Genomic DNA, 26,502 nt, shown 5'->3' on the forward strand with positions numbered 1-26,502 from the left:
GGAACGGAGGCGAGATGGCGCGACCGACCATGGAGGACGTCGCCGCCCGCGCCGGGGTGTCCCGCGCGCTGGTCTCCCTTGTCATGCGCAACTCCCCCAAGGTCAGCGAACATCGTCGTCGCGCGGTGCTCGCGGCCGCGAAGGATCTCGGCTATCAGCCGCACATCATGGCGCGGTCGCTGGCCAGCCGGACCTCCAACATCATCGGCGTCATGGTCTCCGACCTGCGCAATGCCTTCTTCGCCGATGTGGTGGAGGGTATGGACGCGGCCGCGCAGGACGCGGGCCTGGAACTCGTCCTCAACACCGGACGCCGCAGCGCCGCGCGCGAGCGCACCGCGCTGGAGAGCCTGTTGTCCTTCCGCCCCGGCGGAATAATCTTGCTCTCACCCGTACTACCGGTGGCGGCCATTCGCGACGCCGCCGACAAGTGCCCGATCGTGCTCATCTCGCGCAGCTCGACCATTGCGGACGTCGATACCGTCAATGATGACGGTGAGATCGGCGCCGCACTCGCCGTGGATCATCTGGTCTCGCTCGGCCACCGCCGAATCGTGCATCTCGACGGCGGTGGGGCATTCACCTCCGCCGCGCGCCGTCGCGGCTACCGTGCCGCGATGGCCCGAAAAGGGTTGGAGCCCATGATCATCGCCAGCGAGCACACCGACTCGGGAGGCATCACGGCGGTCCAGAAACTGCTGAATCTGTTCTCTCGGGATAACTTCCCCACCGCACTGGTGTGCGGCAACGACTTCAATGCCGTCGGCGCGATGTCGGCACTGGAAGAGGCCGGACTTTCGGTGCCGCACGATGTTTCGGTCGTCGGCTACGACAACACCTCATTGGCCGCACTGCGCCACGTTTCCCTTACCACCGTTGATCAGCCGCGAACTCAGATGGGCCGCTTGGCAATCGAGGCGTTGATCGAACGCCTCCGCGACGGCCGTACCGACCCAGTGCGCCGTCGCCTGGAACCCTCATTGGTCGTTCGCGCGACGACCGCAGCGCCGCGCAACTGACGCTTTTCTATAACCATCGCGTTTCACCAGGAGGAGAGCGGATGACATCAGCACACACCGTCACGCTGGGCCTGGCAGGCACCGGCCGGATCGGTACCTCCCATGTCGAAACACTGAAACACCTACCCGGCGTCGAGACCGTCATCGTCGCCGACGCCGACGCCGAACGCGCCCACGCCGCCGCCACCAAACTCGGCGTTCAAGCCGTCCCCGACATCGACACACTCTTCGCCGCCCCACTCGACGGCCTGATCATCGCCACCGCCACCGATTCCCACCCCGAACTCATCACCCGCGCTGTCGACGCGGGTATCCCCGTCTTCTGCGAAAAGCCGGTAGCCGCCGATATCCAAGGCACCCTCGACGTCATCACCCGCCTCGAAAACTCGACCGTCCCAGTCCAAATCGGCTTCCAACGCCGTTTCGACGCGGGCTACCGCGCCGCCCGAGCCGCCATCACCTCCGGTTCCCTCGGCTGGCTGCACAGCCTGCGGGCGACCACACTGGATCCGTCGCCCCCACCGGCCGAATACATTCCGCGTTCCGGAGGTTTGTTCCGCGACTGCGGGGTTCACGATTTCGACATAATCCGCTGGGTAACCGGCCGCGAAGTAGTCGAGGTCTACGCCACCGGCACCAACCGAGGCGCCCAATTCTTCACCGCAGCTGGCGATGTAGACACCGCCGCGGTTCTGCTACGGCTGGACGACGACACCCTGGCAACAGTCTCACTCAGCCGCTACAACGGCGCAGGCTACGACGTCCGCCTGGAAGCGCTGGGCTCCCTCGGGAATGCTGTCGTTGGATTGGACGACCGAGCCCCTCTGAGGTCTGTCGAACCCGACTACGTCCCTTCAGGTCTCCCCGCCTACCCCGGATTCATGGAACGGTTCCGTCGGGCATACACCGAGGAACTCGCCGCGTTCCTCTCCGTGGTATCCGGCGAACTCGCCAACCCCTGCACACCCACCGACGCACTCGAAGCGTTCTATATCGCCGAGGCATGCGAACTCTCCCGACACCAAAACCGACCAGTGCCCATAGCCGAACTCCGCCGCTGACACCCCGCCCCCACTGGGCTCCCACCCAACTGGACCGATGATCACGGGGAATCCTTGGCGGCATCGCCCGAGCAGGACCGCCACCAGTTCCCGGTGATCTTGATCCGGCGAGTTAGGGGGTTCTGGCGCCGGCATGCTGGACTGCGACTACCTGATTCGGATCCTCGTAGAGGATCTTCCCTGGCGCGTCGGAATCCAACCGCACCCACGGCACGCTGTGCGCCTCGAGGATCGCGAGATATCCCTCCACCCGCTCGATCATCGCCACAGCCGCCGCCTTGAACCACGACGCCGCTCCTGGATGAACAGCACGGTTGTAAACCTCAGGGTCCACTTCACTCGGATCAACGAGATTCCCGTTGTACCAATCATTGTTGACCCGCCGAAACCGCTCCTGCACCCCCGTCAGCACCCCCGTCCGCGCCAACCCATTGACCAGCCCGAACACGCCCGGATACCGCCCATGCCGGTTCGGGCTGACCGCCTGGAACCGCACGAACCGACGCTCACTCACGAACCTGTTGTACCGCAGAAGATGTCAGACCCCACTGCGACACTGCTTGTAGTCAGCGCGACCACCCACTGACCTCTACAAGCCGAACCCGGGGGATCTCATGCCATTCGCCGCACTCGTCACCATCTCGATCCTCTGCATCACCGCCGCAGTCACCGCCCTGACCGCATCCGTAGCCACCGACTCCCTCGCCAGCAAAGCAACCCAAGCCGCCAAGTCCTGCTTTATCGGCGACAACCTCCCCACCGACGCCTACTTCAGCACCCGCTCCCGCTCCACCCGCCTCTCCCAAATCTCCACCCGTTTAATGACTTCCGGCGTCCTCCTTCTCCTACTAGGAGTAGCCAGCCTCGCCCTGGCCGCCTGGCAGCACAAACACACCGGCCGCTGACCGCCCTCCCCGTCATGCAGTAGAAGGCCCGGGTTCGATCAGGACTGTGGATCTAAGGGTGTTTCCGATCGAGTTCGTCGGCGGCATCCGATAACGCGGGTCGCGTATTACCAACACCCACTCCAGCCCGACCGCATCGGCTCGCCTGGTTATAGGGGGCGTAGGCGAACTATGGCGGTGCCTCGAGACAGTGCAGCGCGGAGGTCGGCGGAGTTGACTGTGCCGTCGGGGTCCAGGTGGATCTTGGCGAAGCGACCGTGGGTTGGGTTTTGGGTGAGGATTTCGCGGTAGAGGGTGGCGGCTCGGGGTTCGTCGGTGATTACTTCGTGGGTGGCTTGGAGGTTGGTGCCGCGCAGGAGGATTCGGACGGGGATGTTGGGGATGAGGTTGTGGCGCCAGGTGGCGGCGGTGCCGATCAGGAGGTGACCTTCGTATTCGGCGTAGCCGACGGGGTTGGCGTATTCGCGGCCGGTTTTGCGGCCGGAGACGGTGATGATGAGGAGCTTTTTGCTGAGTAGGGGGTGTAGTGGGGAGCGGAGGATGAAGCGGACGATGGTGTCGCCGATGCGTTGGATGCGGGATTGGGTGGTGGGGGTTTTGGTGCTGGTCATGGGGATGGCTCCGCTGGTCGAATAATTACTGAGTTGATACTCAGAAAATACGTCCGCGTGGGGCATACTGCAAGGGGTTGATCGGTGCGGAGCGGAGGTTGCGGTGGTGACGGCTGCGGATGGTGCGCGAGGGCGGCGGGGGCGGCCTTCGACGGGGGTGCGGGAGTCGGTTGTGGTCGCGGCGCAGGAGATCCTGTTGGAGGCGGGGGTGGCTCGGTTGTCCACGAAGGAGGTTGCGAAGCGGGCGGGAGTGGCCGAGTCGAGCATCTTCTATCACTTCGGGGATCGAATGGGGTTGTTGCAGGCGGTGATTCAGCGGCATTTGCGACCGGTCAAGGATGTGCTCGGTGCGGTCGAGGAGCGGCCCGAGTTGCGGGCGGGGCTGGTGGCACTTGTCGAGGCATTGGAGGAGTTCTTCTTGGATGCCATTCCGGTGATGGCCGCGGTGCAGTCGGATGTGGAGTTGCGCGCTAAGTTCGCGCAGCGCAGCCGTGAGTTGGATATCGGGCCGCATCGTGCGGTCGACGCGGTCGTCGCGCATCTGTCAATGCCGCATGCCGACCAGCGCGTGCCCGCCACGGTGGATCTGCGGGCTGTCGCTGTGCTCTTGGTTGGTGCGGCGCATCAACGGGCGCTGCAACGTCAACTGAGCCCACCCGACGTGGTCACGGCACTGCCGACACCGGAATCCGTCGTCGACACGGTTATGCCGATCTTCCGCTGACACCGTCATCGCGCCAGATAACGGCGCGGTCGGCTCGGAGATGTTGGGCCGGGTCCGTGGTCCGCTGCGTCCAACACGGCGGGGGCCGGGCGATGGATCGCGCGGTCCGCTCGTCGAACGGAGCCTTCAAGCCGGCAGCAGCCGACCGATCACCTCGGCGAGCTGTTTCACATTGCGGCATTCGTGCATGGTGATGAGGTCGGCATATACGTGCGCGGCCGAGTCGCCGGTGGACCAGGAGCGGGCGGGTTCGGGGTTCAGCCAGTAAGCGTGTTTGGCTCGGTCCGCCATTGTTTGCAGAGCGGGCAGATTCGGGTCGGTGCGGTTCGTGCGGGCGTCGCCGAGAATCAACAACGAGGTACGCGGGCCGAGGGCGTCGAGATAGTTGTCTACGAAACCTTGGAAGGCCTCGCCATAGTTGCTGCTGCCGAAGCGAGCGACATTGGAATCACGGACTATTCGAGCGGCCGTGCCAGCGGCAGGGGGTTCGCCGGGAGTGAAGAAACCGGTGATTTCGTCGCAGGTGTCGATGAAGCCGAAGCTGCGAACCTTGCTGAATTGGTCCAGTAGCGCCTGGACGAGTTGCAGGGTGAATTCGGCGAAACCCGTTACGGAGCCGGATAAGTCGGCCAGCACGACGAGATCGGGGCGGCCATGTTTGCGGGCGCGCAGGACCGGGTCGATCGGCACACCCCCTGTTGCCATCGAGCGGCGCAGAGTTCGACGCATGTCGATCTGGCCGCGAACCGCTTTGCGGCGACGAGCGGCGAGGCGGGTGGCGAGCTTGCGGGCCAAAGGGTTTACCAGACGGCGCATTTCGGCGAGGTCCTGGGCGCGAGCGCCGAGGAAGTCGACCTGGTCGGTACTGGATTCGACGCCACGGCGGGCGATGTACTCGGTGCCTCGGAGTTGGGCGGAGCGCAGGCGCGCCTCGGTTTGGACGGCGGTGCGGAATTCGCGCAGGCGGCGGTCGGCTTCGATGGTGCGGACGGTGGGGTCGAGATCGCCGCTCATGCGCTCGACGACGCGATCGATAAGTTCTTCTGGCCGTAGGGATTTCATGGTCAGATAGGAAGACCACCCGGCACCCGATGCGGTGGTGACCGGACTCGACGGCTCGCCCGTCCCGACTCCTCCGTAGCCGCCCAGTGCGGTGAGGGCCTGACGGGCGAGTTCGGCGACGGCGGTGCGGTCATCTCGGGCGAGTGCGTCCACCAATCGGTCGCGAAGGTCATCGGTGGATTCGAGAGGCGCCGAGGTTGTCGGTTGCTCCGCGGTCAGGAAGTAGAGATCGAAGAGCTGGTCGAAGACGGCGCGCTGGCCGTTGCGTCGCAGAAGGCAGGCGGCCATGCCGGAGCGCAGGCGGTTCCGGTCGTGTAGACCGAGCGCGAGCATTGCCTCGGCGGCGTCGATGGTTTCGCTCGGGCCAGCAGAGATTCCGTGGTCGCGCAGCAATCCGACGAACTCGACCAGGCGATCGGTCATCGTGTCGATGGCCTGCTCAGCCGCGATCATGACGGTCTGCGTTCGCTTGGATCGACCGCGGGAAGCTCGAGGCGATCGATGGCTATGCGGTGGTCGGCTTGGTATTTGAGTAGTACGCCGAGGGTGGATCGGACGATGGCGCCGGTGAGGTCGCGGGCACCCAGAGCTACGAGAGTTCTCGCCCAGTCGACGGTTTCGGCGATCGAGGGAGGTTTGCGGAGACTGAGTTCGCGCAGGGCGGCGACGGTTCGCACTACCGGCTCATCCATGGTTCGGTCGAGCTCGGGGACCTTCATGCGGACGATCGCGCGCTCCAAATCCGCTGTCGGATAGTCGATGTGGAGGTAGAGGCAGCGGCGCTTCAACGCTTCGGAGAGGTCGCGGTTGGCGTTCGAGGTGACGATGACGAAGGGCTTGCGGACGGCGGTTACGGTGCCGAGTTCGGGAATGCTGACCTGATAGTCGCCCAGGACCTCGAGTAGCAGTCCTTCGAGTTCGATATCGGCCTTGTCGAGTTCGTCGATGAGCAGCACGGTCGGATGCGGATTCCGGATAGCCGCCAGTAGCGGACGCTGCAGCAGGAATTCTTCGGTGAAGACGTGGTCGCGGGTGCTGTCCCAGCCCTCGTTGTCCGTGGCGGTGATGCGCAGCAATTGCTTGGCGTGATTCCACTCGTAGAGCGCGCGAGCCTCGTCGATGCCCTCGTAGCACTGCAGGCGTACGAGGTCGGAGGTGGTGGCGGTGGCGATCGCCTTGGCCAGCTCGGTCTTGCCGACACCGGCCGGGCCCTCGATCAGCAGGGGCTTGCCCAGGTGACCGGCGAGGAACACCGCGGTGGCGATGTCGGCGGAGGGCAGGTATCCGGCGTCGGTGAGCCGCCGCGTCACCTCGTCGACCGAGCCAAAGAACTTACTCATCGGTAACAGTCTAGAACCAGCGGATTTCCACTCCATCCCTGAGGCCGAAACCCACCGTCTCGGGGACTCGTCATACCAAAGGATGAATCTTCCTGAAATCGTGCTCACACCATTGCCATTCGACCGGGCGCGGCCGAGTGTGAACGTGCAAATCGTTGCGTCGCCGGGCTATCCGGCGGGCAGCGACGGCGTCTTCGCGGACGCGCAGATAGAAAGGATCCACGGTGTTCTCGAGAACGACTTCCCGCCGATTGACCCGGGTGGCCATGGCCGGCGCCCTCGCCGCAGTCCCGTTGACCGCACTGGCCGTTCCCGCCTCGGCCGACCCTGCCGCCAGCGACCCCGGCGTGACCGAAGTGCGGCATCCGCACAATAACGATTGGGATTGCGACCGCCCCGGCTTCTTCGACGACTGGAACCACAGTCCCGGCCGCTGGGACGACTGCGATCTTCCGGGCCGCTGGAACGACCCGTGGCGATTCCCCCGCCACCTGTTCCCCAGTGGGACCTTCGGCAGCAGCTGATCGAGAGCAAACGGCCCGGCACCACAGGTGCCGGGCCGCTGTCGCCCGGACCCGCCGAGAAGCAACCGACTTCGGATCGATTCGACTCGGGCGACACCCCTACGTCAGTCCCATCACGACTCATACTTTCGACTGAAATTACCCTGAATCCCACTGTGGCAGGCGATTTTTCGGCGTGCACAGGCAAGAGTGAAAGAATGACAATGACGCCACGCCGGATCCTGGCCCAAGTGGCCGTGGCCGCCGCCCTCATCACGGTTCCCTTGACCACCTCGGCAATTCCGGCGTCGGCCGCACCGGCAACGGGGTCCGCAGGATCGGGGCAGACGGATGACTGCGAAAGTGCTGAGCACCGGGACGAGTGCGAGCAGGCGTGGCGGGACGAGCAGGCCCGTCGGGACAGGGAAGCTCGCGACTGGGCGCACAATCTGAACAATCCGGCCAACCCCATGAGCCCCTTGAACCCGAACAACCCGGCCAACCCCAACAGCCCTGCCAACCCGCAATACCAGTGGGAGCACAGCCTTAATAACCCGGCGAACCCGATGAGCCCGCTGAACCCCAACAACCCAGCCAACCCGAACAGCCCGATGAACCCCCGCAACCAGCACAGACCCAATAACAGCTAGGCCGTGCCGCGGTGGTCGGCCGCAACCGAGTCGGACCACCGCGGATCCGCACACCAGGGTCGTCCGACCTCAGCCAGACCGGACCACGGCGGATCCGCATGCCAGGCAGCCGCCACCGCATGTCACGGCATCGGCACCCGGAAATGGTTGGGTTCGGCGTCCGCGGGCACATCACTGGCCTGCGTGAACCGCTCCACCTCGGCACGCAATTCGATGAGATGCCGCGCGTGCGCATCGAGCGCCTCATCTTCGGCGGAAACCGGAACCCATTGGCGCACCGGTCGCGCCTTACCGTTCTCATCGACGGCGACGACAACCGCGAGACCGTGCGCGGCGAGCGCCGGTTCATCGGAATGCGTATCCGTCGACGTCACATGCACGCTGACATGCATACTCCGCGGCCCGGTGTGAATCAGCCGTGCGCTCACCTCGACAATATGTCCGATGACAATCGGCCGGTAGAACCGGATCCCGCCGAAATACGACGTAATCACATGCTGCCCAACCCAATCGGCACCACAGATATACGCCGCCTCATCGATCCACTGCATGGTGCGGCCGCCGTGCACCTTACCGCCCCAATTGATATCCGAAGGCGCGGCCAGGAATCGCAAAATCGACCGCGGCGCCGTACCCGCCGCCGTGTACTGCTGCGCGGCCATGGCCTCCTCGATGCGCTTGCGAACCGAAACCCGCGCTCGCGCTTGCCGATGCCGCTCCAGTTCCAGAATCGACGTCGGATTCCATTGCGGCACTTCGACGGTCCGCCGATTGTCATCGATCGCGACGAAGATCGTCAGGCACTGCGCCGTCTGCACCGGCTTGCGTCGCGTGGGGTCGGTCGAATAGACGCTCACGAGAATATGCATGCTGGTGCGCCCGGTGTGCACGAGATTCGCATGCAGTTCGACCAGCTCACCGACGGCGATCGGACGGTCGAGATGAATATTCCCGACATATGCGGTAACGCAGTAGCAACCGCTCCACTGAGCCGCCGCCGCATAGGCGACTTTGTCGATCCATTCGAGTAGCTTGCCGCCGTCGACCGAACCGGCGATGCCCGCATCGGCGGGTTTGACGAGAAAGCGGTGGATAGCCTCGGCTCGGCGACCGGCCGAAGCCGAACTCGGAACGGACCCGGGGACAAGGGTGCTGGATGAGATGCTCACGACTCACGATCTGTTCGATTGACAATGGTTCGACTCCGCTGTCCTCGCCAGACAATAGGCAACCGCACCGCTACGGGCGAGTAGTCAGCTCCGCCGATGTGGCGGTCACTGGACGTATCCGGCGGAGCGAGAGGAGATGCCGTCTGGTTCGGGTTTTGGTGTTGACGAGCTCGAGATCGCCGCCGTAGTGGGCCAGCACACGACGGTCCATGACCGCGCGCCAGATCGGCGGGACGATGGCCAACAGGATCATGCTTGCGTAGCCGGCAGGTAGCTGTGGCGCCTGCTCAGAGCTGCGCAGGGTCTGATAGCGCCGGCCCGGATTCGCATGGTGGTCGCTGTGACGTTGTAGGTGGAACAGGAATAGGTTCGTCACCAGACGGTCACTGTTCCAGCTGTCACGCGGGGAGCAGCGCACGTAGTTGCCATTGGGACCGCGCTGACGAAGCAGGCCGTAGTGCTCGACATAGTTCACCGTCTCGAGCAGCCCCGCGCCGATCAGCGCCTGCAGTGCCAGAAATGGGATCACCGCGGGCCCGAAGACCAGGATCAACGTGCCGAACAGCGCGACACTCATCGACCATGCCTGCAGCAGATGATTCTCCCAGCTGAACCACCGCTTTCCCTTGCGGGACAGGCGTTCGCGCTCCAAAGCGATGGCCGAGCGGAAGCCGCCGAACATACTGCGCGGCAGGAACTCCCACAGCGATTCGCCGAATCGGGCGCTGGCCGGATCTTCCGGCGTCGCGACGCGCACGTGATGGCCGCGGGTGTGCTCGACGAAAAAGTGCCCATATCCTGATTGCGCCAGCGCGATTTTCGCCAGCCACCGTTCGAGGCGCTCGACTCGATGACCGAGTTCGTGGGCGGCGTTGATTCCGATGCCCGATACGAACCCGAGCGTCACGGCCAAACCCAGCTTGTCCGATACGCTCAGCGCCGGTCTGGCCCACAGGTATCCCGCGATGAGCAGGCCGACGAACTGTAGCGGCAGGAAAAGGTAAGTGCACCAACGGTAGTAGCGATCGTTGGACAAGGACTCGTAATCCTCGTCGCGCGGATTGCTCCCGTCATTCCCTATCGCCCAGTCCAGCAGCGGGATCACCACGAGCACAATGATCGGGCCGATCCACCAGAATATTTCGAGGCCCGTATGGACCACCAGTTGTGAGGGAAGTACCGAGCAAGTGGGAGCGATCAGTCCCAGTATCCACAGATACCGTTTGGGGTCGCGTCTTTGCGTATTTTCGAAGATCGACATAGGTGCCTCGGGCCTCCAACAGAACAACACTGACAGGGGGTGGGGCCGCCGAAATCCGTTGCGGTAAAACTGTCGCTCCAGAATAGCTGTGCCCGCGCCAACTGCCAGCGATCTGTCGAAATCAGCGTTCTGACCTGGAGTCTTGCCTTCAGTCGATGGGCGCATAATCGCCACGTGCGTGGGTGCCGCGCTCAGAGATCGAACGCGGTACTCGATCAGCGTGCCCGGCGGCGGGTTTCGGCCCTGGAACCCGCCCGCCGGGTATTACGCACCGAAAATCACACTGCTACGGCAGCGCCGCGCAATTGGACGGGGCTGGCATGCCCGCCAACCGATCGGTCAACCACTGCTGCGAGGCCACCAGCGACGGGAAGAAGGCAGTCACATGGGTGCCCACGAGTCCTGAGGAGGGCGGAATTTCGGCGTTCGCTTCCAACTGAACGGGCACTCCGCCACCACACCAACCGACGGCCATTTCACGCACCGGCACAAATGGTGCTCCCTGGTCGTTCACGGCCGATGCGGCAAGTACCGGAACGGCCGGGGCGCGGGTGCCGAGACGCTGCTCGGCAAATGCCGACCGCAACGCCGGGGACCGATCGATAACGGCGGTAATCGGCTCGCCGCTGTTGGTCCACTCGGACGTGCGCAGATGCTCCTGGGCAAGTCCGGTCGGGACCGCGCATTTACCAAGGGATTCCTGCAGGATCGCCTTGCCGAGGTCATTCAGTTCAGCGTCGAGCACGGGCCGAGTCTCCGGGTAGTCGGCGGCAATGCCGTTGAGCGTCCAGGCGATTGCCGGTGCGAAATCGGGCCGGCCGTCGTTGTATCCGATGAAGTATTCGTCGTCCACCACCGGCCCACCGACGTAGGCGCCACGCACATTCAGATCGGGGGCGTAGCTCGATTGCAGTTCGGCCGCACCGGCAGAGGCCATACCGCCCTGCGAATACCCGTAGAGAATGACCGGCGTGCCGGGGTTGAGACCGGTGCCGGGCAACTGCAGGGCAGCGCGCGCGGAGTCCAGTACCGCGTAGGCTTGCGACTTCCGGTTGAGATAGTCGTGCACGTCGGGTGTGCCGAGGCCGTGATAGTCGGTCACCACTATCGCCACACCGCGGTTGAGCAGCGAACGGATTGCCACCAGGTCGTATTCGAAGATTATGTCCAACGGCGAGGGATCGGCCTGGACAATCTGCGACATCAACTTCGAGGGCGCACATTGATCGCCCTGTCCCTTGGTGCCGCCCGCGTACGCGATCAGCGGACGCTCGCCCGGGCCGGTCCACGGCACGCTCGGCTGCAGATACGTGCCCACCACCGCGGTGGGCGCGTCATGGGTATCACTGCTGACGTACATGAAGCGTGTCGCCGCCGCGGGGACGATTCCCGGCTGGCCGGGCGCCGACATCGCCAACGGCGCCGGTTCGGCGCGAACGATAGCGCCCCGCGCGTCCGGCAATGACGGCGGCGGAAAGTAGAAATCACCGGCCTCCGCAACCGGGTGTTCCCCCGGCGGTTGCGTCCATGCGTATGGAGCGGTAGCCGTCCCGCCTCCGACCACAATCAGGGTTCCCGTCAAAGCTGCGGCCATTCCAAGTATTCGGCTGCGCACGATTTCGATCCTTCCTGCGATTTTGGGCGTACCCATGGCATCTAGATCGGATAGTGAGGGTATCCGCAGGAGAATCGGTTTTCCGTGAATCCCGACCAGAAACGCCGATCCGCGACGGCCGCGAACCCAGCTGAACACCGAGACGTGGGATTCCGGACTCCGCTCTTACGAGCTTCGGTCGAGGCCGATATTGCTCAGGTTCGCGGTAATTGCGCGCCCGCCGAAACCACAATGGCCCACCCCGACGCAATCGGGATGGGCCACTGTGGCGTTCGCGCGTATTACGCGGTTTCGGTGATCGGGCGGTCGACCCAGCTCATCAGGCCGCGCAGCTTGGCGCCGGTGACCTCGATCGGGTGCTCGGCGTTCGCCTTGCGCAGGGCCTCGAGCTCCTTGTTGCCGCCCTCGACGTTGGCGACGAGGCGCTTGACGAAGGTGCCGTCCTGGATGTCGCGCAAGATGTCCTGCATGCGCTTCTTGGTGTCGGCGTCGATAACCCGCGGACCCGACAGGTACCCACCGAATTCGGCGGTGTCGGACACCGAGTAGTTCATGCGGGCGATGCCGCCCTCGTACATCAGGTCGACAATGAGCTTGAGCTCGTGCAGCACCTCGAAGTACGCCATCTCCGGCGCGTAGCCCGCCTCGACCATGACCTCGAAACCGGTCTTGACCAGCTCTTCGGTACCACCGCAGAGCACGGCCTGCTCACCGAACAGGTCGGTCTCGGTCTCTTCCTTGAAGGTGGTCTTGATGACGCCGGCGCGGGTGCCGCCGATGCCCTTGGCGTAGGACAGCGCCAGCGCCTGGCCCTCGCCCTTCGGGTCCTGCTCGACCGCGATCAGCGCCGGAACGCCCTTGCCGTCGACGAACTGGCGACGCACCAGGTGGCCGGGGCCCTTCGGCGCGACCATGCCGATGGTCACGTTGGCCGGGGGCTTGATCAGGCCGAAGTGGATGTTGAGGCCGTGGCCGAAGAACAGCGCGTCGCCGTCCTTCAGGTTGGGCTCGATGTCGTTGGTGAAGATCGACGCCTGGGCGGTGTCGGGGGCCAGCACCATGATCACGTCGGCCCACGCGGAAACCTCCGCCGGGGTGCCGACGGTCAGGCCCGCCTCTTCGGCCTTCGGCCGCGACTTCGAACCCTCAGCGAGGCCGACGCGGACCTCGACGCCGGAGTCGCGCAGGCTCAGCGAGTGCGCGTGCCCCTGGCTGCCGTAGCCGATGACAGCGACCTTGCGGCCCTGGATGATCGACAGGTCGGCGTCGTCGTCGTAGAACATCTCGACTGCCACTGTAGGTTCCCTTCGGATCATCCCCGCCTCGGCGGGGAACACCTGTTCGGCACAGGTGATGAGTTTGCAAAATTCGGATCAAATCGGGTCCCCCACGTGCGCGGGGAGCGCGGCACGCCGACCGTCGATCGCAGCAAGACTAGCTGGTCGCCACGATCGAAGGATCAGCAGCTAGCCGACCAGCCCGCTTTCGGGCTGGTCGGAAGCACAGCGCCACAGCGGCGAGCGTCAGCGAGTCGCTGTGATGGATTTCGGCCCGCGGCCCACGGCCACCACACCGGACTGCACGATCTCCCGGACGCCATACGGCTCGAGCATCCGCAGCAGCGCGTCGAGCTTGGACCGGGTCCCGGTCGCCTCGACGGTGAGCGCGTCCGGCGAAACGTCGATCACCTTCGCCCGGAAGAGCGTTACGGCCTCGATGACCTGAGTCCGCACGCTGGCGTCCGCACGCACCTTCACCAGGATCAGTTCGCGGGCGACCGAGGTGTCGGCGTCCTGCTCGACGATCTTGATGACGTTGACCAGCTTGTTGAGCTGCTTGGTGACCTGCTCTAGCGGCAGATCCTCGACCGTGACGACGATGGTCATCCGCGAGATCTCCGGGATCTCGGTGCCGCCGACCGCCAACGATTCGATATTGAAGCCGCGGCGGGAGAACAGCGCCGCGACCCGTGCCAGCACGCCCGGCTTATCCTCGACCAGCACGCTGAGGGTGTGAGTCGTACTCACTGTTCGGTCCCCTTGTTCTTGTCGTGCGCCATCGCCTCGTGGATGACGGCGGGCTCGGCGGCCTGCTCGTCCTCGTCGAAGAGTGGGCGGATGCCGCGCGCGGCCATGATCTCGTCATTGCTGGTGCCCGCGGCGACCATCGGCCACACCTGGGCGTCCTTGCCGACGATGAAGTCGATCACCACAGGACGGTCGTTGATGGACTGCGCCTCGCGGATCGCGGCCTCCACGTCTTCCTCGCGCTCCACTCGGATGCCGTGGCAGCCGAGGGCTTCGGCGAGTTTGACGAAATCGGGGATGCGCAGGGTGTGCGTGCCCAGATCGGTGTTGGAGTATCGCTCCTGGTAGAACAGGGTCTGCCACTGCCGGACCATGCCGAGGTTGCCGTTATTGATCAGCGCGACCTTGATCGGCACGCCCTCGACGGCGCAGGTGGCCAACTCCTGGTTGGTCATCTGGAAGCAGCCGTCACCGTCGACCGCCCACACCTCTTTCTCCGGCACGCCCATCTTGGCGCCCATGGCCGCCGGTACGGCGTAGCCCATGGTGCCGAGACCACCGGAATTCAGCCAGGTGCGTGGCTTTTCGTACTTGATGAACTGCGCGGCCCACATCTGGTGCTGACCGACGCCCGCACAGTAGACCGCGTCGGGTCCAGCGAGGCGGCCCAGCGCCTCGATGACGAACTCCGGCGACAGTGAGCCGTCGCTGGGTGTCGACCAGCCGAGCGGGTAGCTCTTGCGGATGCCGTCGAGGTACTGCCACCAGTCGGTGAGTTTCAGCTTCGGCGCGCCGGACGGGTCGCCCTTCAGCGTTTCGATCAGTTCGACGATCACCTCACGGCAATCGCCGACAATCGGGACGTCGGCGTGCCGATTCTTGCCGATCTCGGCCGGGTCGATATCGGCATGGATGATCTTGGCGTCGGGCGCGAAGGAGTCCAGCTGACCGGTGACGCGGTCGTCGAAACGCGCGCCGAGGGTGATCAGCAGATCGGACTTCTGCAGGGCGGCGACCGCGCCAACGGTGCCGTGCATGCCCGGCATACCCATGTTGAGTTGGTGGCTGTCGGGGAACGCACCCCGTGCCATCAGGGTGGTGACCACTGGGATGCCGGTGAGCTCGGCCAATTCCAGCAGCTGGGGCGAGGCGTCGGCCTTGATCACGCCGCCGCCGACATACAACACCGGCTGTTTGGCCTCCAAGATCATCCGTGCGGCCTCGCGCACCTGCTTACCGTGCGGTTTGGTCACCGGGCGGTAGCCGGGCAGTCGCATCTCCGGGGGCCAGCTGAAGGTGGTCTGCGCCTGCAGCACGTCCTTGGGGATATCGACGAGCACCGCGCCGGGACGTCCGGAGGAGGCCAGATAGAAGGCCTCCGCGATGATGCGCGGGATGTCGATGCCCTCGGTGATCAGGAAGTTGTGCTTGGTGACCGGCATGGTGATGCCGGAGATATCGGCTTCCTGGAAGGCGTCGGTGCCGATCAGTCCGCGCCCGACCTGACCGGTGATGGCGACGATCGGAACCGAGTCCATCTGCGCGTCGGCGATCGGCGTGACCAGGTTGGTCGCGCCCGGACCCGAGGTGGCCATGCAGACACCGACCTTGCCGGTGGCCTGCGCATAACCGGTCGCGGCGTGCCCTGCGCCCTGTTCGTGCCGGACGAGGACGTGACGGACCTTGGTGGAATCGAAGAGCGGGTCGTAGACCGGGAGAATCGCGCCGCCGGGAATGCCGAATACCGTGTCGACGCCGAGCTCCTCGAGGGAGCGGACGACGGACTGCGCGCCGGTGACCCGCTCGGGCGGGACCTGGCGGCGGTTCGCCGCGTTTGTCGGACCGCCAGCGGGCGCGGCCTGCTGATTCGCCGAAGGCGCCGGCCTGCGGGCCGAGGGCCCGGGCCGTGCGGTTGGTGCACTCACCGTCTTCGTTCCTAACTGCTCGTACTAGACCCCGGACAACTGTGCTTGCACGTGGTGCCTTGCGAAGCGGCCACATGCCAGGACTTTTGTCCCGAACACAAAAAAGCCCCCGACAGCGCATGGCTGTTCGAGGGTGGCGCGTCGCAACGCGAGCTGACGTATTCGACTCAGGTAGTCAGGCTCAACGCTGGACGCGCCGGCCGATTACGAGCAACTCGTTTCGATTCACGCGCATGACGGTATGTGTGCGCGAGTCGATCAGTCAAACAGGTCTCATTATGTGAGACCGAGCGGGTGCTCGAGTCCGTTCACCATGATGCGAGGATGGTGGTGTGTCATCACCGCATCAGTCCGTGCCACCGGCTAAATCGTCCCACACGTCCGAGGCGGGATCGGAGACGGGTAGTTCGCCGCAACCATCCGAGCCGAAGCAGACGGTGCAGGTCATCCGCATTACCCAGATGGCCCACCTCGGTGTGTTGGTACTGCTGTTCTGTGTCTTCTTCGCCTTCGTCGGCTGGCCGATCGGGCTGTGGTGGCTGCTGCTGCTCCCGGTCGCGGCAGCGGTGTGGATCGAACGCACGCGTACCACGGTGTCCGAAGATGGACTGGATCTGCGCACCGTTTTCGGTTCGCGGCACCTGGACTGGGGGCAGGTAGCGGGAGTCAGCATTCCGAAGCGCGGGTTCGTGCGCGCGCATCTCAACGATGACACCGAGGTGAAGCTGCCCGCGGTGAGCTATGACCGGTTGCGGGATCTGATCCGCGCGTCGAACGGTCGGATTCCGGATCTGTTCGCGGCGGAGGCGGCGGCTCGGGAGTCGGAATACGAGGCGCGCAAGGGTGAGGACGAGACCCAGGTCACCAAGGCCGAAGCTGGGACGGAACCGACCAAGACCGAAACCGGGACGAAACCGACCAAGGCAGAAGCCGGGGCGAAATCGACTAACGATGAAGCCGAGTCGAAAGCAACCGAGACCGAAACCAGGACGAAACCGCGCACAGCGGATGCCGGAGCGGCGGGGACCAGCGCTGATGCCGAGGCACCTTCCACCGACGGGCGCGACTCCGACGCCGAAGCGCACGACTTGCACTCGTAGCGTTTCACCGGTGATGGGGATAGCAACCGTCGCCGGTAGGCTCGGCGCCGGATGCGCGATCCGGTGACCGCGTCGGACGGACAATCCCCGCCCGCACACACCGGACCAGTGGATACCGACGGTGCCGGAACCGACACGACCGATGACACCGTCCGCGCCGACGACCACCCTCGCGGCGACACCATCCCGAACCGACCGATGGCGATCAGCGCCGTCGACCGCCGCGAAAGCCCCGCCGACGCGCGGGAGTAACGTGGGCGGTCGTTGATTTCGCTCGATGAGCGAAATCCGCGCAGTCGCACATCAGCCCCCGCGACCTCCCGAGGATCCACATGCCACCGCTTCGTTCACGCACAACCACCGTCGGCCGCAATGCCGCGGGCGCGCGCGCACTCTGGCGCGCCACCGGTATGACCGACTCCGACTTCGGTAAGCCGATCGTCGCCATCGCGAACTCCTACACCCAGTTCGTACCGGGCCACGTGCATCTGAAGAATGTCGGTGAGATCGTCGCGGACGCGGTGCGCGCCGCGGGCGGTGTACCGCGGGAATTCCACACCATCGCGGTCGACGACGGCATCGCGATGGGCCACGGCGGCATGCTCTACTCGTTGCCCTCGCGCGAAATCATCGCCGATTCGGTCGAATACATGGTGAACGCGCACACCGCCGATGCGCTGGTGTGCATCTCGAACTGCGACAAGATCACACCCGGCATGCTCAATGCCGCTATGCGCCTGAACATCCCGGCCGTCTTCGTTTCCGGCGGTCCGATGGAGGCCGGTAAGGCCGTGGTCGTCGGCGGTGTGGCACAGGCGCCGACCGATCTGATCACCGCGATCGCGGCCAGTGCCAATATGAATGTCAGCGAGGACGGCCTGTCCGAGGTCGAGCGCAGCGCGTGTCCGACCTGTGGCTCCTGCTCGGGCATGTTCACCGCGAATTCGATGAACTGCCTCACCGAGGCGCTCGGACTCGCCTTGCCCGGCAACGGATCCACGCTGGCCACCCATGCCGCCCGCCACGCCCTGTTCGAGAAGGCGGGCACGGTGATCGTCGATATCGCGAATCGCTGGTACCGCGAGGACGATGCGTCGGTGCTGCCGCGGAATGTCGCCAATGCCAAGGCCTTCCGCAATGCGATGGCACTGGACGTCGCGATGGGCGGTTCCACCAATACGGTGCTGCACACCCTAGCCGCCGCACAGGAGGGTGAGATCGACTTCGAGCTGAGCACCATCGACGAGATTTCTCGCAAAGTGCCGTGCCTGTCGAAGGTCTCCCCCAACTCCGACTACCACATGGAGGATGTGCACCGCGCCGGTGGCATTCCGGCGATCCTCGGCGAGCTGCGCCGCGCCGGACTGCTCGAGACCGACGTCACCACTGTGCACACCAAGAGCTTCGACGAATGGCTCGACACCTGGGATATCCGCTCCGGCAAGGCATCCGATGAGGCGCTGGAGCTGTTCCACGCCGCGCCCGGTGGCGTGCGCACCACCGAGCCCTTCTCCACGAACAACCGATGGTCCTCACTCGACACCGACGCCGAGGGCGGCTGCATCCGCGACAAGGCGCATGCCTACACGGTCGAGGGCGGCCTGGTTGTCTTGCGCGGCAACATCGCCCCCGACGGCGCGATCCTGAAGACGGCGGGCATCGATGAGGAGCTGTTCTCCTTCCAGGGCCCAGCCGTCGTGGTCGAATCCCAGGAGGCGGCGGTCTCGGCGATCCTCGGCAAAAAGATCAAGCCGGGCGATGTGATCGTGGTTCGCTACGAGGGCCCCAAGGGCGGGCCAGGCATGCAGGAAATGTTGCACCCCACCGCATTCTTGAAGGGTGCGGGACTCGGTAAGCAGTGTGCACTGATCACCGACGGCCGCTTCTCCGGCGGCACCTCCGGCCTGTCGATCGGCCACATGTCGCCCGAGGCCGCAGCGGGTGGTGCCGTCGGACTCATCGAAGACGGCGATCAGATCCGCATCGACGTTGCAACTCGAACCCTCGAGGTGCTGGTCGACGACGCGATCCTGGCCGAGCGTCGCGCGAAAATGGATGCCTCCGAACGGCCTTGGCAGCCCCTCGATCGCGTCCGCCCGGTCACCACGGCCCTGCGCGCGTATGCCGCACTGGCCACCTCAGCCGATAAGGGCGCCGTTCGCCAGGTGCCCTAGTCCCGTCATGAACACCAACGGTGTCCCTCGTGACCACATGAGGGACGCCGTTTCCGTTCCACCGCACCGCTGCGCGCCGGTGGATAACTGTCGGACGGTGTGACGGCGCCGGTGCGCCAGACGTGGCATGCCTTGTGCCTCACCAAACTTTGACCCGAAAGACGCACGGCGCCCTCCGATACTGAAGGGCGCCGGCTGTTTTGGGGGCAGGTTAGTTGAAGGGACCGATACCGGTTAGCGGGTTGCCGCCGTGGAGCCAGTACCAGGTGCCGATGGCGGCGGCGATGGCCAGGATGAGGACCACGAAGGAGCCGTAGGCGGGGCGGGTGGCCCAGCCGCGGTTGCGGTCGAAGCAGAGGCGGCCGGGGCCGGTCAGGAGCAGGACCACGGCGGTGCCCGCGAGGATGGACTCCAATTCCACACCGCTCTTGACCGAGGACTTGTATTGGAGGCCGGGGATCATGCCCTGCTTCCACAGCCACGCGTCGATGATCACCGCGAGCACCGCGCCCGCGGCGAGCGGGGTGGCCAGGCCCAGTACCAGCAGTGCGCCGCCGCCGACTTCGCCGGCGATGACCAGGATCGTCGAGAGGGTCGCGTGATCCCAGCCACCAGCCGCCATCATGTCGCGGGTGCCGTCCAGCCCCGCTCCGTGGAACCAGCCGGTGAGCTTCTGCAAGCCGTGGTAGATGAAGGTGCCACCGACGACGAGGCGCAGCACGAACAGGCCGAGATCGAGAGTGCCGCGGCGGGTGTCGCCATTGCGACGGCGCAGGGGACGGCTCGGCTCGCCGGATGCGCTCGGGGCGGGTGGGATGCTGGCGTAGGCGTAGGCCGCTGCTTCGTTCGCCCTGGTCTGTTCACCGACCGAAGGGATCTCCGGATCGAGGCCGAGTTCCTCCTCGGTGCGCGGCACATCCTTGGTTAATTGTGGGCCGCTCGGCGCGGTATCGGAGGACATTCTGGGCAGCACGCCGGTGGGTGAATCATAGGGACTGGTCACGCCACGACCGGTGGACGACACCGCCGACTGCTCCTCCGTGGACGTTGCCGCGCCCTCGGTTTTGGGCACGGATGTGTCTTTGGGCTCTTCGGTCACGGTCGATACCCTATGCGGCCGCGCCCGCGCGTGTGCGGTCTCGACGCGACGGCGTGTCCGTTAATCGACCCGGAGCGGCACATCGGCCGCGGTTTCCGTAACGTCTGAACCATGAGTTTGGTTGTCGCGGGGCGTATCGCCCTGAGCTTGGCGCTCAGCACCGTCGCGCTGGTCGGCTGCGCTCGGTTCGACGATTCCGCCTCCAGCCCGTTCACACCCGAACCGACCTTCAACCCCGCCGAACCCAAATCGCCGCAGCAGGGCCCCTCGCAGCGCCCGCGTCCGACCGGACCGTGCATCGATCCGGACCCGAATGTGATCACGACCTGCCTGGATTCCACCGCGGGCATCATCTCCCTCGGCGAGGACGCGCTGGTCGCCGAGCGACGCACCGGACGCATCTACAAGACTGTCGCGGTGGATCCGAGCGATCCGCAGTCGCCGCCGATCTTGGTCGGTCAGGTGGACGTGGACAGCTCAGGTGACGGCGGCATCTCCGACATCGCCCTCTCGCCGACCTACCGCGAGGACGGACTCATCTACGCCTACATCACCACCGGATCCGACAACCGGGTCGTGCGCATCGCGGAGAACGGCCCGCCGAAGGCCATCCTGACCGGAATTCCGAAGGGGTCGGTCGGCAATCATGGTGCGTTGGAATTCATTTCGCCGACCGAGCTGCTGGTGCTGACCGGCGATGCGGGCAATCCCGGCTTGGCCAGTGCGCCATCGTCGCTGGCGGGCAAGGTTTTGCGGATCAATTCGCCGTCGCCGGGAGCCAGTCCGGACGTCGTGGTGTCGGGCCTGGGCACGGCGGGCGATCTGTGCGACGACGGTAAGGACAGCGTCTGGATCACCGATCGCACGCCGACCGAGGATCGTCTGCAGCGCCTGGGCCGGGACGGATCGATCACCACCGCGTGGACCTGGCCGGATCGGCCCGGCGTCGGTGGCTGCGCGGCCAGACCCGATGTGGTGGCGATCGCGATGTCCGGGGCGAAGGCGCTGGCGATCGCGAATCCGGATGCGAACACCCATGCGATCACCGCGGCGCCGACGTTCACCGTGCAGGACAAGTACGGCAGGCTCGGCGGTGCGGCGGCCGGTGCGGACGGCACCATCTGGGCGACCACCGTCAATAATGACGATAATCACGGGCCATTCGACGATCGGGTGATCAAGATCCCGCCGCCGTCGCAGGGCACCGGGCCGGACTAATCGCGCCGATAACGAAGTGGGCGGGTCCTCAGGGACCCGCCCATTTCAGTTCGGTAGTCGCCGGTGCGGAACTCAGGCGCAGGCTTCGAGCACCAGCTCGCGCACGCGAGCCGCATCGGCTTGGCCGCGTGTGGCCTTCATGACATCACCAACGATCTTGCCCGCCGCCTGCACCTTCCCCGAGCGGATCTTCTCGGCGATGTCGGGATTGGCCTCGAGCGCCTTGCGCACCTCCGCCTGCAGCGCGGTCTCGTCGCTGACCATGCCGAGGCCTTTGGTCTCCACGATCTTCGCCGGATCACCCTCACCCGCCAGGACGAAATCCACGACCTGCTTGGCGACCTTGTTGTTGACCGTCTTCGATTCCACAAGCTTGATCACCTCCGCTACCTGGGCGGGTGTGATCGGCAGCTCCTCCAGCGAAACCTCACGCTCCTTGGCCTTTTCGGTGAGGTAGGCAACCCACCACGAGCGCGCCTCGTTGGCCGGGGCACCCGCATCGACGGTCGCGATGATCAGATCGAGTGCGCCCGCGTTCACCAGGTCGCGCATAACCTCATCGGACAGCCCCCAGTCGGACTGGATGCGCGCGCGGCGCAGCCACGGGTACTCCGGGATCGTGCCGCGCAGCTGCTCAACCCAATCCTCATCGGGCGCAACGGGTTCCAGGTCCGGCTCGGGAAAGTAGCGGTAGTCCTCGGCGGTCTCCTTGCGGCGGCCGGGCGAGGTGGTGCCGTCGCTCTCGTGAAAGTGCCTGGTCTCCTGCACGATCGAACCGCCGTCGGCGAGAATGGCGGCCTGGCGGCGCATTTCGAAGCGAACGGCGACCTCGACACTCTTGAGCGAGTTGACGTTCTTGGTCTCGGTGCGGGTGCCGAATTCCGTTGCGCCGATGGGCATCAGCGAAACGTTGGCATCGCAGCGCAGCGAGCCCTGCTCCATTTTGACGTCGGAGACCTGCAGTGATTTCAGGACCTCACGCAGCGCGGTCACGTAGGCGCGCGCCACCTCCGGCGCGCGCTCCCCCGCACCGGTGATCGGCTTGGTGACGATCTCGATGAGCGGCACACCAGCCCGGTTGTAGTCCAGCAGCGAGTGGCTCGCGCCGTGGATGCGGCCGGTGGAGCCACCGATGTGGGTGGACTTGCCGGTGTCCTCCTCCATATGGGCGCGCTCGATCTCGACGCGGAAGCTGCTGCCGTCATCGAGCACCACATCGAGGTGGCCATTGGTGGCGATCGGCTCGTCGTACTGGCTGATCTGGTAGTTCTTCGGCTGGTCCGGGTAGAAGTAGTTCTTGCGCGCGAACCGGCCCCATGGGGTGATCGCGCAATTCAGGGCCAGCCCGATCCGGATCGCCGACTCCACGGCCTGCTCGTTGACCACCGGCAGCGAACCCGGCAGACCGAGGCACACCGGGCACACCTGGGTATTCGGCTCCGCGCCGAACTCGGTCGGGCAACCGCAGAACATCTTGGTGGCTGTGTTCAGCTCGACGTGAACCTCCATGCCGAGCACCGGCTCGAACCGGTCGATGACATCGGCATAGTCCATCAAGTCGACGGTGGGTGCACTCATAGCGATCAGTCTATTGACCCGTCCGCCGCCCCCGCCAAGCGGTCGCACCCGCCGTGCCTGTCACGACCGCATCGGCCCGGTGACGGCTGAGCTGGCGCATATCCAGTGCGCGCCGCGCAGCAGGTGGAACTTCTGCGCGGCGCGCACTGGATATGCGCTAGCGCTCTGGCCGGGCGGTTCGGTCAGCGGGGTTGGGCGTGTTGGGTGAGCCAGGTGGTGGTGTAGGTGAGGACATCGGGGGCGATGGTGGTTTCGATGCCGGTGTATTCGCTGGGGAGGCCGGAGTTGGCGGGTTGCATGAGGTGATTGAGGTCGGGGAAGACGTGGACGGTGGCATCCGGGTCGGCGGCTAGGCGGTCGCGCATCGGTTGTTCGTTCTGGGTGGCGAGGACCTGCTTGTCCTTGGTGCCGAAGAAGGCGAGGACCGGGATACGCAGGGCGGAGAGCGCGGGGGCCGGGTCGTAAGTGATGAAAGACGCCATATAGGTGGTGTTGTAAGCGTCGAGGGTTTCCGCGGAGGCGCGCTGGTCCGGCGGGAGGGATTCGTTGTGGCGGTTCGCGAGATCCCTGGCCGCCGCGAGGTCACCGGAGCGGATCAGGTTGGTCCAGTCGGTGATGTAGCTGACCTGATCATCGATTCGGGATTGCGGTGCGCCGGACGCGGTGAGCAGTGCGCGGTTCTGCTCGAGGAGCACATCCCAACCCGGTACCGCGGGGCCAGCCATCAGGATCGCGAAGGCGACACCGCTGTCCGGGCGCGATGCCACCAGCGGGGCGAGGTAACCGCCCTCGCTGTGACCGAACAGTCCGACGCGAGCGGGATCGATATCCGGGCGGGCACGCAGGAAGCGCACACCAGCGGCCGCGTCCTCGGCCAGATCGTTGTAGGTGGCGTCGTCGAGTTTGCCGCCAGTGCCGCCGACGCCGCGGTCATCGGTGCGCAGCACGGCGTAGCCCGCGCGGGTGTAGGTATCGGCCAGCAGCAGGAAAGGCTTGTGGCCCATGAGTTCTTCGTCGCGGTCCTGGGGGCCGCTGCCGGAGATCATCAGAATCGCCGGGAAGGGACCGTTGCCCTCGGGCAGGGTCAGCGTGCCCGCGATGGTGATATCACCGTTGCGGTAGGTGACGTCTTCGGAGCGGTAAGGGTACGGCGGTTTCGGCTCCTGCGGATGCGCGGACGCCCCGATCTTTCCTGGCTCGAGCGTCAACGGCAGGCTATGGCCCGCTTGCCGGAACTCACCGCTGATCCGGTTGGCACCCTTGTCGAATTTGCCCTCGAACACGGGATCGCCCGCAGTGTTCGGAATCGCGAAGGCCACCCGATCCGCTTCGGCGGAAACATCTTTCAGCTGTGCGCCGCTCACGCCTTGGGACGGGATGTCGATGGTGGCGCTGCCGTTATCGGCGAAACTCACCCCCACCGCCAACGGTGCGCCGGGCACCGGGATGGCCCCGTGCCAATCCCCGGTGAGCGACCGCGTCTCGCCTTTATCCGACGAACACCCCGCAACCAACGCAACGATCAGGACCAGAACCGAGACGAGCCATCGCCCAGTGCGCATGCCGCAACACTACCGATCCGCGCGGACATTTCGAACGAAACTCGGACGCGCACAACGGTCCGGTCCACACCAGCATTCCCGCCACTTCCCGGTACCACTGTCGCCCGCCTGCGCAGTCGTCCCGCCCGCCGATAGCAGTCATATGGTCGTTCTCTGATCTTGACCCGCCATTCGACCATCCTGAGACGGGCAGCCCGGACGGACGGAATGCGGGGCAATGCCGATACCCATCACGCGTGTCGAACCGACGCGACAATCGCTCCATTCGATCCAGGCAATCGCCGTTTCGGCAGCCCGAACGCTTCCAACGGATAGCTGACGGTTAGGCCCCGCGGGCGTATCGGACCGCGGCGGCGATTGCGTCCATATCGAGTTCGAGGGTCGGGTCGTCTTCTTCGGCCTCTTGGAATTCCAGCATTGCGTCGGACACGCCGCCGCGGCGGGCGATGGCGAGAAGTTCCCGGCGAACGTAGGCGCCGAGGGGGAGTTCGGCGGCGCGGGCGCGGCGGCCGAACATGCCGAGGGCATCGGCGGGCAGATCGTAGACCTGGATGAGGGTTACCGCGTCGGAGTCGAATTCCGGAGTCAGATCGCGGCCCTGGGCTTCCAGGAATTCCACGATCGTGTCCACGGACGTTCGCCTGCGCGCCATCGCGATCAGTTCCTGACGGACCTGAGCCTCGATCGATATGCCCGCGATGCGAGCACGGCGGCGGAACACGGCAACAGCATCGGTGGGCAGGTCGGATACCTGGAGTTGAGCCACGACGACCAGACTAGCTGTGCGACAAGGAATTCGGCAGGTCTCGATTGTGCAACAACCGCCGGAATCAGCCGAAAAATGCCTCCGCTTCACGGTAGCGCGCGGTGGGGACCCGCTTGAGCTGCTTGGTGGCCTCGGACAACGGAACCAATTCGATGGCAGTGCCGTGCAGAGCAACCATTTGGCCGAATCGTCCGGCATGCACCGCCTCGGCGGCATGCAGACCGAAGCGGGTGGCCAGCACCCGGTCGTACGGGGTCGGGCTGCCGCCGCGTTGCACGTGACCGAGCACGGTGGTGCGGACCTCCTTGCCGATCCTGCGCTCGATTTCGGTGCCGAGTTGCTGTGCGACACCGGTGAACCGTTCGTGGCCGAATTCGTCGATACCGCCCTCGCGCAGCGCGAATCCGGAATCGGGGGCCGGGTGCGCGCCCTCGGCGACCACGCAGATGAAGTGCTTATCGCCGCGCTGGAAGCGGCGCTTGATCATCGTGCACACCTCGTCCACATCGAAGGGCTCCTCGGGTACCAGCGTGAGGTGTGCGCCCGCAGCCATGCCCGAGTTGATCGCAATCCAGCCCGCGTGGCGGCCCATCACCTCGACCAGCATGACGCGCTGATGCGATTCGGCGGTGGTGTGCAGCCGGTCGATGGCCTCAGAGGCAATGGACAGTGCCGTGTCGTGGCCGAAAGTGACGTCGGTGCAGTCGATGTCGTTATCGATGGTCTTCGGGACACCGACCACGGGGACGCCCTCATCGGACAGCCAGCTCGCGGCGGTGAGCGTGCCCTCGCCGCCGATCGGGATCAGCGCCTCGATCCCGTTGTCGTCGAGGGTGCGTTTGATCTGGTCGAGTCCGTCACGCAGTTTGTCGGGGTTGGTGCGTGCGGTGCCGAGCATCGTGCCGCCCTTGGTGAGCAGGCGGTCGGTGCGATCGTCGTTCTGAATGGTGATTTTGCGGTCTTCGAGTAGTCCGCGCCAACCGTCCTGGAAGCCGATAATCGCGTCGCCGTAGCGTCCGTTCGCGGTGCGAACGACGGCACGGATGACCGCGTTCAGTCCTGGACAGTCGCCGCCTCCGGTCAAGACTCCGATGCGCATGGCGCATATCTTGCCCCGCTTCGCGCGATGACGT

General features: G+C 65.3%; 25 protein-coding genes. 10 read left to right on the forward strand and 15 right to left on the reverse strand.

Annotation, left to right across the window (positions count from 1 at the left end; all coding sequences use genetic code 11):
* Positions 1–14 precede the first annotated feature (14 nt).
* Both ACIBG0_RS14250 and ACIBG0_RS14255 read left to right on the forward strand, forming a co-directional pair.
* On the forward strand, positions 15–1,019 hold the full coding sequence (locus ACIBG0_RS14250) for a LacI family DNA-binding transcriptional regulator (RefSeq protein WP_397032461.1): 1,005 nt from the start codon (positions 15–17) through the stop codon (positions 1,017–1,019).
* A gap of 41 nt (positions 1,020–1,060) precedes the next feature.
* Positions 1,061–2,080 carry a Gfo/Idh/MocA family oxidoreductase gene (locus tag ACIBG0_RS14255; protein WP_397032463.1) on the forward strand — a complete coding sequence of 340 codons (1,020 nt, stop codon included), beginning with the start codon at positions 1,061–1,063 and terminating at the stop codon, positions 2,078–2,080.
* 112 nt (positions 2,081–2,192) lie between these two features.
* Here ACIBG0_RS14255 and ACIBG0_RS14260 read toward each other — a convergent pair whose 3' ends face one another.
* Positions 2,193–2,594 (reverse strand): hypothetical protein, encoded by a 402-nt coding sequence (locus ACIBG0_RS14260; RefSeq protein WP_397032465.1) that lies wholly within the window; start codon positions 2,592–2,594, stop codon positions 2,193–2,195.
* Between the two features lie 100 nt (positions 2,595–2,694).
* Here ACIBG0_RS14260 and ACIBG0_RS14265 point away from each other — a divergent pair, with 100 nt between their 5' ends.
* Positions 2,695–2,985, forward strand: coding sequence for a hypothetical protein (locus ACIBG0_RS14265; RefSeq protein WP_397032467.1), 291 nt, complete (start codon positions 2,695–2,697; stop codon positions 2,983–2,985).
* Between the two features lie 149 nt (positions 2,986–3,134).
* Here ACIBG0_RS14265 and ACIBG0_RS14270 read toward each other — a convergent pair whose 3' ends face one another.
* Entirely contained in the window at positions 3,135–3,596 is a 462-nt protein-coding gene (locus tag ACIBG0_RS14270; protein ID WP_397032469.1) for a nitroreductase/quinone reductase family protein, read from the reverse strand.
* A 106-nt stretch (positions 3,597–3,702) separates the two neighbouring features.
* Between ACIBG0_RS14270 and ACIBG0_RS14275 the strand changes: the two genes are divergently transcribed.
* Positions 3,703–4,320 carry a TetR/AcrR family transcriptional regulator gene (locus ACIBG0_RS14275; RefSeq protein ID WP_397032471.1) on the forward strand — a complete coding sequence of 206 codons (618 nt, stop codon included), beginning with the start codon at positions 3,703–3,705 and terminating at the stop codon, positions 4,318–4,320.
* A gap of 126 nt (positions 4,321–4,446) precedes the next feature.
* On the opposite strand, the gene ACIBG0_RS14280 is transcribed toward ACIBG0_RS14275, so the two are convergent.
* Both ACIBG0_RS14280 and ACIBG0_RS14285 read right to left on the reverse strand, forming a co-directional pair.
* The gene (locus ACIBG0_RS14280; protein WP_397032473.1) at positions 4,447–5,835 is read right to left on the reverse strand and encodes a VWA domain-containing protein; all 1,389 of its coding nucleotides are present in this window, start codon (positions 5,833–5,835) and stop codon (positions 4,447–4,449) included.
* On the reverse strand, positions 5,832–6,722 hold the full coding sequence (locus tag ACIBG0_RS14285) for an AAA family ATPase (RefSeq protein WP_397032475.1): 891 nt from the start codon (positions 6,720–6,722) through the stop codon (positions 5,832–5,834). The genes ACIBG0_RS14280 and ACIBG0_RS14285 overlap by 4 nt, the downstream gene beginning before the upstream one ends.
* Positions 6,723–6,946: 224 nt before the next feature.
* On the opposite strand from ACIBG0_RS14285, the gene ACIBG0_RS14290 reads away from it, so the two are divergent.
* Positions 6,947–7,246: a hypothetical protein gene (locus ACIBG0_RS14290; RefSeq protein WP_397032476.1), complete on the forward strand. Its 300-nt coding sequence runs from the start codon at positions 6,947–6,949 to the stop codon at positions 7,244–7,246.
* 197 nt (positions 7,247–7,443) lie between these two features.
* Positions 7,444–7,875: a hypothetical protein gene (locus ACIBG0_RS14295; protein ID WP_397032478.1), complete on the forward strand. Its 432-nt coding sequence runs from the start codon at positions 7,444–7,446 to the stop codon at positions 7,873–7,875.
* 122 nt (positions 7,876–7,997) lie between these two features.
* On the opposite strand, the gene ACIBG0_RS14300 is transcribed toward ACIBG0_RS14295, so the two are convergent.
* The 6 genes from ACIBG0_RS14300 to ACIBG0_RS14325 all read right to left on the reverse strand — a co-directional run bounded on the left by ACIBG0_RS14300 (position 7,998) and on the right by ACIBG0_RS14325 (position 15,872).
* Positions 7,998–8,969 (reverse strand): acyl-CoA thioesterase, encoded by a 972-nt coding sequence (locus tag ACIBG0_RS14300; protein ID WP_397032701.1) that lies wholly within the window; start codon positions 8,967–8,969, stop codon positions 7,998–8,000.
* Positions 8,970–9,114: 145 nt separating this feature from the next.
* Complete coding sequence (locus ACIBG0_RS14305) at positions 9,115–10,305, reverse strand: alkane 1-monooxygenase (RefSeq protein ID WP_397032480.1); 1,191 nt, start codon at positions 10,303–10,305, stop codon at positions 9,115–9,117.
* 286 nt (positions 10,306–10,591) lie between these two features.
* Entirely contained in the window at positions 10,592–11,899 is a 1,308-nt protein-coding gene (locus ACIBG0_RS14310) for a lipase family protein (protein ID WP_397032482.1), read from the reverse strand.
* A gap of 302 nt (positions 11,900–12,201) precedes the next feature.
* A complete protein-coding gene (gene ilvC / locus ACIBG0_RS14315; RefSeq protein ID WP_174566238.1) occupies positions 12,202–13,203 on the reverse strand; it encodes a ketol-acid reductoisomerase in 1,002 nt (333 codons plus the stop codon).
* Between the two features lie 240 nt (positions 13,204–13,443).
* On the reverse strand, positions 13,444–13,947 hold the full coding sequence (gene ilvN / locus ACIBG0_RS14320; RefSeq protein WP_063042942.1) for an acetolactate synthase small subunit: 504 nt from the start codon (positions 13,945–13,947) through the stop codon (positions 13,444–13,446).
* Complete coding sequence (locus tag ACIBG0_RS14325; protein ID WP_397032485.1) at positions 13,944–15,872, reverse strand: acetolactate synthase large subunit; 1,929 nt, start codon at positions 15,870–15,872, stop codon at positions 13,944–13,946. Before ACIBG0_RS14325 ends, ilvN begins: the two co-directional genes overlap by 4 nt.
* Before the next feature lie 332 nt (positions 15,873–16,204).
* On the opposite strand from ACIBG0_RS14325, the gene ACIBG0_RS14330 reads away from it, so the two are divergent.
* The 3 genes from ACIBG0_RS14330 to ilvD all read left to right on the forward strand — a co-directional run bounded on the left by ACIBG0_RS14330 (position 16,205) and on the right by ilvD (position 19,146).
* Positions 16,205–16,972: a PH domain-containing protein gene (locus ACIBG0_RS14330; RefSeq protein WP_397032486.1), complete on the forward strand. Its 768-nt coding sequence runs from the start codon at positions 16,205–16,207 to the stop codon at positions 16,970–16,972.
* Between the two features lie 51 nt (positions 16,973–17,023).
* Positions 17,024–17,224 (forward strand): hypothetical protein, encoded by a 201-nt coding sequence (locus ACIBG0_RS14335; RefSeq protein ID WP_397032488.1) that lies wholly within the window; start codon positions 17,024–17,026, stop codon positions 17,222–17,224.
* 80 nt (positions 17,225–17,304) lie between these two features.
* Positions 17,305–19,146, forward strand: a complete 1,842-nt coding sequence (gene ilvD, locus ACIBG0_RS14340) for a dihydroxy-acid dehydratase (RefSeq protein WP_397032490.1) — start codon at positions 17,305–17,307, stop codon at positions 19,144–19,146.
* Between the two features lie 211 nt (positions 19,147–19,357).
* Here ilvD and ACIBG0_RS14345 read toward each other — a convergent pair whose 3' ends face one another.
* Positions 19,358–20,245: a DoxX family protein gene (locus ACIBG0_RS14345; RefSeq protein WP_397032491.1), complete on the reverse strand. Its 888-nt coding sequence runs from the start codon at positions 20,243–20,245 to the stop codon at positions 19,358–19,360.
* A gap of 111 nt (positions 20,246–20,356) precedes the next feature.
* On the opposite strand from ACIBG0_RS14345, the gene ACIBG0_RS14350 reads away from it, so the two are divergent.
* A complete protein-coding gene (locus tag ACIBG0_RS14350) occupies positions 20,357–21,463 on the forward strand; it encodes a PQQ-dependent sugar dehydrogenase (RefSeq protein WP_397032493.1) in 1,107 nt (368 codons plus the stop codon).
* Between the two features lie 72 nt (positions 21,464–21,535).
* Here ACIBG0_RS14350 and gatB read toward each other — a convergent pair whose 3' ends face one another.
* From gatB to ACIBG0_RS14370, 4 genes are all read right to left on the reverse strand, one after another.
* Positions 21,536–23,041, reverse strand: coding sequence for an Asp-tRNA(Asn)/Glu-tRNA(Gln) amidotransferase subunit GatB (gatB, locus tag ACIBG0_RS14355; RefSeq protein ID WP_397032495.1), 1,506 nt, complete (start codon positions 23,039–23,041; stop codon positions 21,536–21,538).
* 182 nt (positions 23,042–23,223) lie between these two features.
* Positions 23,224–24,603, reverse strand: a complete 1,380-nt coding sequence (locus ACIBG0_RS14360) for an alpha/beta hydrolase family protein (RefSeq protein ID WP_397032497.1) — start codon at positions 24,601–24,603, stop codon at positions 23,224–23,226.
* Between the two features lie 322 nt (positions 24,604–24,925).
* Entirely contained in the window at positions 24,926–25,369 is a 444-nt protein-coding gene (locus tag ACIBG0_RS14365; protein WP_397032499.1) for a hypothetical protein, read from the reverse strand.
* Between the two features lie 64 nt (positions 25,370–25,433).
* The gene (locus ACIBG0_RS14370) at positions 25,434–26,468 is read right to left on the reverse strand and encodes an ATP-dependent 6-phosphofructokinase (RefSeq protein WP_397032500.1); all 1,035 of its coding nucleotides are present in this window, start codon (positions 26,466–26,468) and stop codon (positions 25,434–25,436) included.
* Between the last annotated feature and the right edge of the window lie 34 nt (positions 26,469–26,502).

Source organism: Nocardia sp. NPDC050630, from assembly GCF_044457245.1.
Classification (GTDB): domain Bacteria; phylum Actinomycetota; class Actinomycetes; order Mycobacteriales; family Mycobacteriaceae; genus Nocardia.

Excerpts from the sequence above, each read along its gene's own strand:
- ACIBG0_RS14305 (WP_397032480.1), bottom strand. The coding sequence starts at position 10,305 with ATGTCGATCTTCGAAAATACGCAAAGACGCGACCCCAAACGGTATCTG.
- ACIBG0_RS14255 (WP_397032463.1), top strand. The coding sequence starts at position 1,061 with ATGACATCAGCACACACCGTCACGCTGGGCCTGGCAGGCACCGGCCGG.
- ACIBG0_RS14335 (WP_397032488.1), top strand. The coding sequence starts at position 17,024 with ATGCGCGATCCGGTGACCGCGTCGGACGGACAATCCCCGCCCGCACAC.
- ACIBG0_RS14285 (WP_397032475.1), bottom strand. The coding sequence starts at position 6,722 with ATGAGTAAGTTCTTTGGCTCGGTCGACGAGGTGACGCGGCGGCTCACC.
- ACIBG0_RS14250 (WP_397032461.1), top strand. The coding sequence starts at position 15 with ATGGCGCGACCGACCATGGAGGACGTCGCCGCCCGCGCCGGGGTGTCC.
- ACIBG0_RS14280 (WP_397032473.1), bottom strand. The coding sequence starts at position 5,835 with ATGATCGCGGCTGAGCAGGCCATCGACACGATGACCGATCGCCTGGTC.
- ACIBG0_RS14360 (WP_397032497.1), bottom strand. The coding sequence starts at position 24,603 with ATGCGCACTGGGCGATGGCTCGTCTCGGTTCTGGTCCTGATCGTTGCG.
- ACIBG0_RS14270 (WP_397032469.1), bottom strand. The coding sequence starts at position 3,596 with ATGACCAGCACCAAAACCCCCACCACCCAATCCCGCATCCAACGCATC.
- ACIBG0_RS14370 (WP_397032500.1), bottom strand. The coding sequence starts at position 26,468 with ATGCGCATCGGAGTCTTGACCGGAGGCGGCGACTGTCCAGGACTGAAC.
- ilvD (WP_397032490.1), top strand. The coding sequence starts at position 17,305 with ATGCCACCGCTTCGTTCACGCACAACCACCGTCGGCCGCAATGCCGCG.
- gatB (WP_397032495.1), bottom strand. The coding sequence starts at position 23,041 with ATGAGTGCACCCACCGTCGACTTGATGGACTATGCCGATGTCATCGAC.
- ACIBG0_RS14310 (WP_397032482.1), bottom strand. The coding sequence starts at position 11,899 with ATGGCCGCAGCTTTGACGGGAACCCTGATTGTGGTCGGAGGCGGGACG.
- ilvC (WP_174566238.1), bottom strand. The coding sequence starts at position 13,203 with ATGTTCTACGACGACGACGCCGACCTGTCGATCATCCAGGGCCGCAAG.
- ACIBG0_RS14265 (WP_397032467.1), top strand. The coding sequence starts at position 2,695 with ATGCCATTCGCCGCACTCGTCACCATCTCGATCCTCTGCATCACCGCC.
- ACIBG0_RS14295 (WP_397032478.1), top strand. The coding sequence starts at position 7,444 with ATGACAATGACGCCACGCCGGATCCTGGCCCAAGTGGCCGTGGCCGCC.
- ACIBG0_RS14350 (WP_397032493.1), top strand. The coding sequence starts at position 20,357 with ATGAGTTTGGTTGTCGCGGGGCGTATCGCCCTGAGCTTGGCGCTCAGC.